This is a genomic window from Pedobacter zeaxanthinifaciens (genome assembly GCF_003313335.1).
Classification (GTDB): Bacteria; Bacteroidota; Bacteroidia; order Sphingobacteriales; family Sphingobacteriaceae; genus Pedobacter; species Pedobacter zeaxanthinifaciens.
Map to the genome: position 1 here is coordinate 1 of NZ_QMHP01000015.1, position 6,339 is coordinate 6,339.

Annotated in this window: 6 protein-coding genes; 1 reads left to right on the plus strand and 5 read right to left on the minus strand. The window is 41.5% G+C overall.

All coding sequences use genetic code 11. From position 1 onward, the window contains the following. Positions 1-103: 103 nt before the first annotated feature. The 5 genes from istB to DUT68_RS17325 form a co-directional block, all read right to left on the minus strand. Positions 104-862 (minus strand): IS21-like element helper ATPase IstB, encoded by a 759-nt coding sequence (gene istB / locus DUT68_RS17310; RefSeq protein ID WP_113639493.1) that lies wholly within the window; start codon positions 860-862, stop codon positions 104-106. A gap of 11 nt (positions 863-873) precedes the next feature. Next, complete coding sequence (istA, locus tag DUT68_RS17315) at positions 874-2,415, minus strand: IS21 family transposase (RefSeq protein ID WP_237088369.1); 1,542 nt, start codon at positions 2,413-2,415, stop codon at positions 874-876. 545 nt (positions 2,416-2,960) lie between these two features. Next, positions 2,961-3,326: a type II toxin-antitoxin system VapC family toxin gene (locus DUT68_RS17320; protein ID WP_113639495.1), complete on the minus strand. Its 366-nt coding sequence runs from the start codon at positions 3,324-3,326 to the stop codon at positions 2,961-2,963. Beyond that, positions 3,316-3,486 (minus strand): hypothetical protein, encoded by a 171-nt coding sequence (locus DUT68_RS18420; RefSeq protein WP_157960911.1) that lies wholly within the window; start codon positions 3,484-3,486, stop codon positions 3,316-3,318. The genes DUT68_RS17320 and DUT68_RS18420 overlap by 11 nt, the downstream gene beginning before the upstream one ends. Positions 3,487-3,547: 61 nt before the next feature. After that, positions 3,548-4,579, minus strand: a complete 1,032-nt coding sequence (locus DUT68_RS17325; protein ID WP_113639496.1) for a dipeptide epimerase — start codon at positions 4,577-4,579, stop codon at positions 3,548-3,550. Positions 4,580-4,653: 74 nt separating this feature from the next. On the opposite strand from DUT68_RS17325, the gene DUT68_RS17330 reads away from it, so the two are divergent. Beyond that, positions 4,654-5,784, plus strand: coding sequence for a hypothetical protein (locus DUT68_RS17330; RefSeq protein WP_113639497.1), 1,131 nt, complete (start codon positions 4,654-4,656; stop codon positions 5,782-5,784). The last annotated feature ends 555 nt before the right edge of the window (positions 5,785-6,339 follow it).

Consider the following 6,339-nt stretch of genomic DNA (forward strand, 5'->3'; position numbering starts at 1 on the left):
GATGTGGCCAGTTCGCAAAAAAAGGAGTGGCCAGTTTTGGAATAATCTACAGAAACAAATGGTATGAAGCCGAAAAAGCAACGTGTACAAGCTGGCCGGGAACCTATTGGTATCCCGGTTCAAAGTCCAGTTTCTTGGGCCTTACCTTTCTCATAGACTCCCCGACAGCCTCAATACGATGCGCATCATGCACGATCCTATCCAGTACCGCGTCGGCGATTGTCTTTTCTCCTATCATTTCGAACCATGCACTGACTGGGAGCTGTGAGGTGAAGATCATTGATGTCTTTCCATGAAGGTCCTCAACAATCTCCATCAGGATAAGGCGACTTTGATTGTCCAGAGGATAAAGTCCAAAATCATCCAGAATAAGTACTTCGGCACGTAATATCCTGGAAATTTCTTTTCCATAGCTGTTGTCGGCCTTTGCCTGTTTTAACTTTGCAAACAGCTTGGGAGTGCTCCAATATACAACCTTATAGCCCTTTGCGCAGGCTTGATGTCCTATTGCAGAGGCAATGTAGCTTTTGCCTATACCCGTTGGACCAGTGATCAGTATGTTGTCATGGGTATCAATGAATGCACATTCGGCAAGACGCAGAACCTGGTTGCGGTCGATGTTCCGCTGCTTGTTGAAGTTGATCAGCTCTATTGAAGCCTTGTACCTGAACTTGGCATTCTCTACCAGCCTATCAATCTTTCGGTTCATCCTGTCCTCATATTCCGCATCGACGAGTTCGGCAAGCAACTGGTCAGGGGTATAGCCCACCGTACTTCCGGTGTCAAGATTCGTCTTAAAGGCATGGAACATGCCGTGTAGCTTAAGTGACTTTAGTTTATCTAGGGTGTCTGAATTGTTCATTTTTTTCAGGATTATTTATAGTAATTTTCTCCTCTAATGTTATGGTGGGAAGGCATATCAAGCTCCGTAGAGAAGACATTCTCACGCTGCCCGTCCAAGTTGTTCTCCAAGATCGATTCGATGGTCCGAAAAACCTTTGTATCGATACCGAAGTCCATAGCGCGACGGCATGCACCACAGAGCCGTTCCGCTCCGTATTTCCGAACTAGGCTAAGTATCGCTTCGCAGCTCTTGATCTTCTGGTCCTCGTGCCTTTGACTGTCCAAAATGGATTTTATCACAAACACGACATCTTCCCCGATTGCTTCGGCCCTTTCCATAAAGGTTTCAGGGGTGCGTTCAGCAGAATACCTGTGCGAACTGCTGAGATGACTGTTGTTCGTAGTGTAGGCATGGGGAACCTTGCTGCGTTTGTGGATGGCTATACGTTCGAATTTTGAGAAGATTTCTACGATGGAATTCGAGTAGATTATCTTCACTTTTTTACTGAGGAACCTAACCGGGACACTATAGTAGTGCCTGTCTGGCCCCAGAAGTATATGGCTATCCTTATTGACCTTTGCATGGAAGGTTTGCTTTAGTTCGAATCGGTCTATTGGCAAAGCCTTCAGTTCCTTTCGCTCAATTTCTTCAAACTGCATCCTGCGGCTATATGTCCTCCCCTTTAGAAGCTGGTTGTTGTGCAGTGCAAGATACTCCCTTATGGCAACGTTCAGCTCCGAAAGGGAGGAGTACTGTTTCTGGCGAATTGGTACATATAGCCGGGTGTATATGATCCGGACGGCACCTTCAACCAATGCCTTATCCCTTGGCTTATAAGCTCTTGCGGGTAATACAACGGTGTCATAATGCTGGGCGAAATCCTCGAAAGCCTGGTTGAGGGTTGGCTCGTAGCGGTGACTTTTTGTGACGGCTGCCTTGAGGTTATCGGGAACAATAGCAGAAGGGGCACCTCCAAGGAAATGGAGCGTGTTTTCACAGGCAGATATGAAGTCCTCCTTTTGCTGGGAAGGTACCGCTTCGACATATGTTAGCTGGCTTGCTCCCAGGATGGCAACGAACACCTCCACGCTGACGACTTCTCCCGTAGCTTTGTCGGTATAGGAAAGCTTTTCTCCAGCAAAGTCCACAAATAGCTTGTCGCCTACTTTGTGTGTACGATGCATCGTAGGGTTCACCTTTGCCTGCCAATCTGTAAAATGCTTGCAGAACTGGGTATATTTATAACCATCTGGAAATTCCTTGATGTAGTCCTCCCAGAGTAGGCCCTTAGTCACCCCCGTACGCTTGAGCTCGCGTTCCATCTTGGGGAAACATCTCTGAAGTGCGAGCATCTTTTGGCTTTCGTATCTGGGCTTATCCTTGATCTTTCCAAAGAGCTCGTCAAGCTCCGAATCAGATAGTGAATCGACCTCCCTCTCAGAGAGACCACAGTTTTCCAGGGATGTGATGTACTTGCGCACAGTGGTGCGGGATATGTCAAGGTATGCCGCAATGGTGAGTTTTGACTTTCCCTGGTCATAGAGCCGTAGGATTTGTCTGATCTTGTTCATGCTTATGGTTATGTTGGCCATCAATAATTTTGTAATGTCTGCCCGCTAGGGTTGCCTTCATAAATACTTTCGCGAGATCAGGTGGACATTATTGATCGAGACTTGCTGTCAATAATCCAAGCGTACGATGTGCACAGCTTGCACCACCTACATGTGACCAGCTTCAGCATAATTTCCAAAAAATGAAGATAATTTTTGAACTCCTCTGTTATTTGCTTTTAATTCTATTATTTATCCAAATAGACTGGCCAAAAAGTGATCTTTATAAATTGCTCTCTGTCATAATTGTAATACTTTATTGCAAATATCTAGTGCCGCTAGTGACAAGCAAATTAATGACACTGTTACGTAAAGATAGATACAGGCAGTAATTTGGTTCTGCTCTTCGGAATTTTTAATTCCGATGTTCGGTCAAGGTTTTCAAAACAGACTTACAAATGTGTGCTAGCCTAAAGAATTGGAATAAAAATCCTCGATAGGTAAGTTCGACATTACAAATGTGGAACAGTGTAAAAATAGCGGTTGGATGTCAAAAGCTTCGGCCGCTAGATTTCAATAAGGATTAAGTCAAGATTTTTTATTTTTGAATACCCTTTATCTGCGGAAATTAATGGTATATCGAAAACCAAAGAGGTAGCTGCAATTATTGCATCTGGAAGTTTAATAGCATAGTTTTTTCTAAGTTCAATAGTTTGTTCTTTAATCTTGCTATTCCAATCAATACAAAAGCAATCGGCAATAAGAGATTTAAGTTTTACCTCTTCTGTTTTATTTAATCCATTAAAACCTAAAAGCTCTACCTCAGAAATAAAAGAAATAGCAAAATTATACTCAAGAAAAGGCGCAATGAGTTCTTTGCCTTCATGTACATATATCAAGAAATTACTATCTGCAATAAAATCAATCTTCATCTTTTCTCATCGTTAACTGATAATCTAGTCCGTCAATATTTCTCTTTAACTTCCCAAAATGTTTAGCTAAATTTCCATTTTTTTGCATAGCTTTATTCAGCTTTTTAGAAAGAATTTCCGAAATGTTTTTGGCATTATTTTTATCGATGATTACTGTCATAATATCTTTTTTAACCTAAATCAAATTTAACATTTGTTTATTAAATAGTCAAATACGCCGATTAATCAAACAAACCCGCCTGCATACCCGTTAAACCCAAGCCTGGCAAATCATTCAACACATATTTTCCGTCTGCAAAAGCTGGTTGATCAAAAGGATTGTTAACCGTTAAGAAAGGTCCATCCAAATCAGCCCAATCGCAAAGAGGGGCCAAATGCGCACCAGCCAAAGTGGCAATTGATGTTTCGCTCATGCAACCAATCAGCACTTTCATACCCAACTGCCTAGCTCTTAAAATCGTTTGGTGTCCTTCATACATGCCGGTACTTTTCATCAGCTTAATGTTAATCCCGTGGTAAGCACCTTTCAAGCTATCCAAATCTTTCAAGCGTTGCATGGCCTCATCGGCCAACAAAGGAATTGGACTGCGTTCAGTAAGCCAAGCATTTCCTTCCAAATCATTTTTATCCATCGGCTGCTCAATTAACACTACGCCTTGGCTATGCAGCCAGTAAATCAGGTCTATAGCTTTAATCCTATCGTTCCAGCCTTGGTTGGCATCTACATACAAAGGCACATTAGTAACGCTGCGGATAGTTTCAATAATTTCTTGATCGTTATCTCTTCCCAATTTTACTTTCACCACTTTAAAATCAGCAGCATCCTCCAGTTTTTTACGTAAAACTTCAGGCGTATCAATGCCAACTGTAAACGAAGTTACTGGCATTTTTGCGGGGTCGGCACCAAAAATTTCGTAGCAAGGTTTATTGAGTAATTTTCCATTTAAATCATGCAGTGCAATATCAATAGCTGCTTTAATTGCCGGGTTGCCCTCCGCTAAGCTGTCCAAATAACTATTAATTGATGCAAAATCAAACGGAAATTGAAATCTGTTCCAGTCTACCTTCTTTAAAAAGGCATGAGCCGTTTCGTAGCTTTCTCCCATGTAGGGCACCATACTTGCTTCACCATAGCCCGTTTGTCCTTCAAAATCAATTTTTAAAAGCAAAAGCGGTGTGCTTGTACGGGTAAATTTTGCAATCGAAAATGCATGTTTTAATTCTAATTGAAACTCCTTGCAACTAATTTTCATTATAAATCGTCTATTACTTTAAAAGCATACATAGCCTATATTATATTTGTCAAATTTTAAATTCGGAGGTGGCCATGAAAACTATTTCAAGATTACGGTATTTTCTTTATTTATCCATATTATTTGTTGGATGTACCACTGGAAAAAATGCATTACAAAAAGGTGATTACGATGCTGCCGTTGAAAAAGCAGTAGATCGGCTGCGCAGCTCGCCTCAAAACAAAGAAGCCATGCAGGTATTGCCTGCCGCTTTTGATTTGGCAATTAAAACACACTTACGCAAAGTTGATGAAGCTAAACTTTCAGCCGATGCATTAAAGTGGGAAAGCATTTTATATCACTACCAAAAAATCAATCAGCTGAGCGATGATGTGAACGCCTGCCCAAGTTGTTTGAATTTGGTTCCTAATCCGCCAAAATATGTAAAAGCTTATGAAGATGCGGTATATCAAGCTGCCGAAGCACGCTACTTGTTGGGCGAAAAAGCCTTGAGGGTAGGCACTAGAGAAAGTGCAAAAGTAGCCTACAACCACTTTTTGAAAGCGCAAAATTTATATCCGGCAATGAAGGGACTGAACGAAAAAATAGATGATGCTTATTGGGCTGCGGTTTTGAAAGTGGTGGTGCAACCTGCTCGTATTAACAGCAATACGTACAAGCTTAGCAACGATTATTTTCAGCAACAAATCAGTAATTATTTGGCAACTTACCGCGGCAACACTTTTGTGCGTTTTTATACCGAAGAGGAAGCTTACAAGCAAAAACTACGTGCCGACCAACTTGTTGAACTCCATTTTGACGACTTTGTGGTAGGCCAAACTTACGTTAAAGAGCGTGTAGAAAAATTAAAAAGAGATAGCGTAGTTATTGGCGAGGACAGAAGGGGCAAAATTTATGGCACTGTTACTGCAACTTACAGCGTTTTCGAAAAGCAGGTAAGCTCATCCGGACTGCTTAACTTTGCGGTAATTGACTTAAATACCAACAAAGTGTTGCGTAACCAAAAGTTGGCTGGCACTTATGTTTGGGTAGATAATTGGGCATCCTACAAAGGTGACGACCGTGCTTTGGATAAGCAACAATATGCACTTACCAGAAAGCGTGAAACAATGCCGCCGCCTCCAGGAAATCTGTTTGTTGAATTTACCAAGCCTATTTATGCGCAACTGATAGATCAAATTAGTGGTTTCTACAGTAGGTATTAGCGATAAATTGATTTGAAAAGCAGGGCTAATGGTACTATCATCGTTAGTCCTGCTGTACGCTATTATCTTTTTGTTTTTTTCTGTGTTATCCGCGGGCTAGCCTAACTCGAACTTTGGGATAATCTATTTCTAAACTGCTCCATCTTACAGATAAAACAAAAAGTATAACCGCTTCCATCAGGTTTATTGTTCAACGGCGCTGCTAATGAAGAGGGTTGCCCTCTCTGCCCTTTGGGCATCTCTCCCAAAGGGAGAGAAAAGCGTGCGGCAAAGGTAGTGCTTTAACGAAAACTTTTGGAAAACCAACTTTGCGCCCTTTGCGTGTCTTTTATTTTTCTTCGGTTAATTTCTTTTTTTGTCGCAAAGGTTTTAGAGTATTCGCAAAGAACGCAAAGGCTTTCTAAAGAATGCTAAAAACCAGTTAGCTATGCACTGCATTCTTCTAGTTATCCTAATTGCTAGTAACCGCCTACTCCGATAGTTAGGAAAAGCAATCTCCTTTAGAAAATCAACTTTGCGCACTTTGCGTGTCTTTTATTTTACTTTGCGGTTAAT

Bases quoted from the DNA above. Each gene is read 5' to 3' on its own strand.
- istB (WP_113639493.1), bottom strand. From the start codon at position 862: ATGAACAATTCAGACACCCTAGATAAACTAAAGTCACTTAAGCTACAC.
- istA (WP_237088369.1), bottom strand. From the start codon at position 2,415: ATGAACAAGATCAGACAAATCCTACGGCTCTATGACCAGGGAAAGTCA.
- DUT68_RS17320 (WP_113639495.1), bottom strand. From the start codon at position 3,326: ATGAAGATTGATTTTATTGCAGATAGTAATTTCTTGATATATGTACAT.
- DUT68_RS18420 (WP_157960911.1), bottom strand. From the start codon at position 3,486: ATGACAGTAATCATCGATAAAAATAATGCCAAAAACATTTCGGAAATT.
- DUT68_RS17325 (WP_113639496.1), bottom strand. From the start codon at position 4,579: ATGAAAATTAGTTGCAAGGAGTTTCAATTAGAATTAAAACATGCATTT.
- DUT68_RS17330 (WP_113639497.1), top strand. From the start codon at position 4,654: ATGAAAACTATTTCAAGATTACGGTATTTTCTTTATTTATCCATATTA.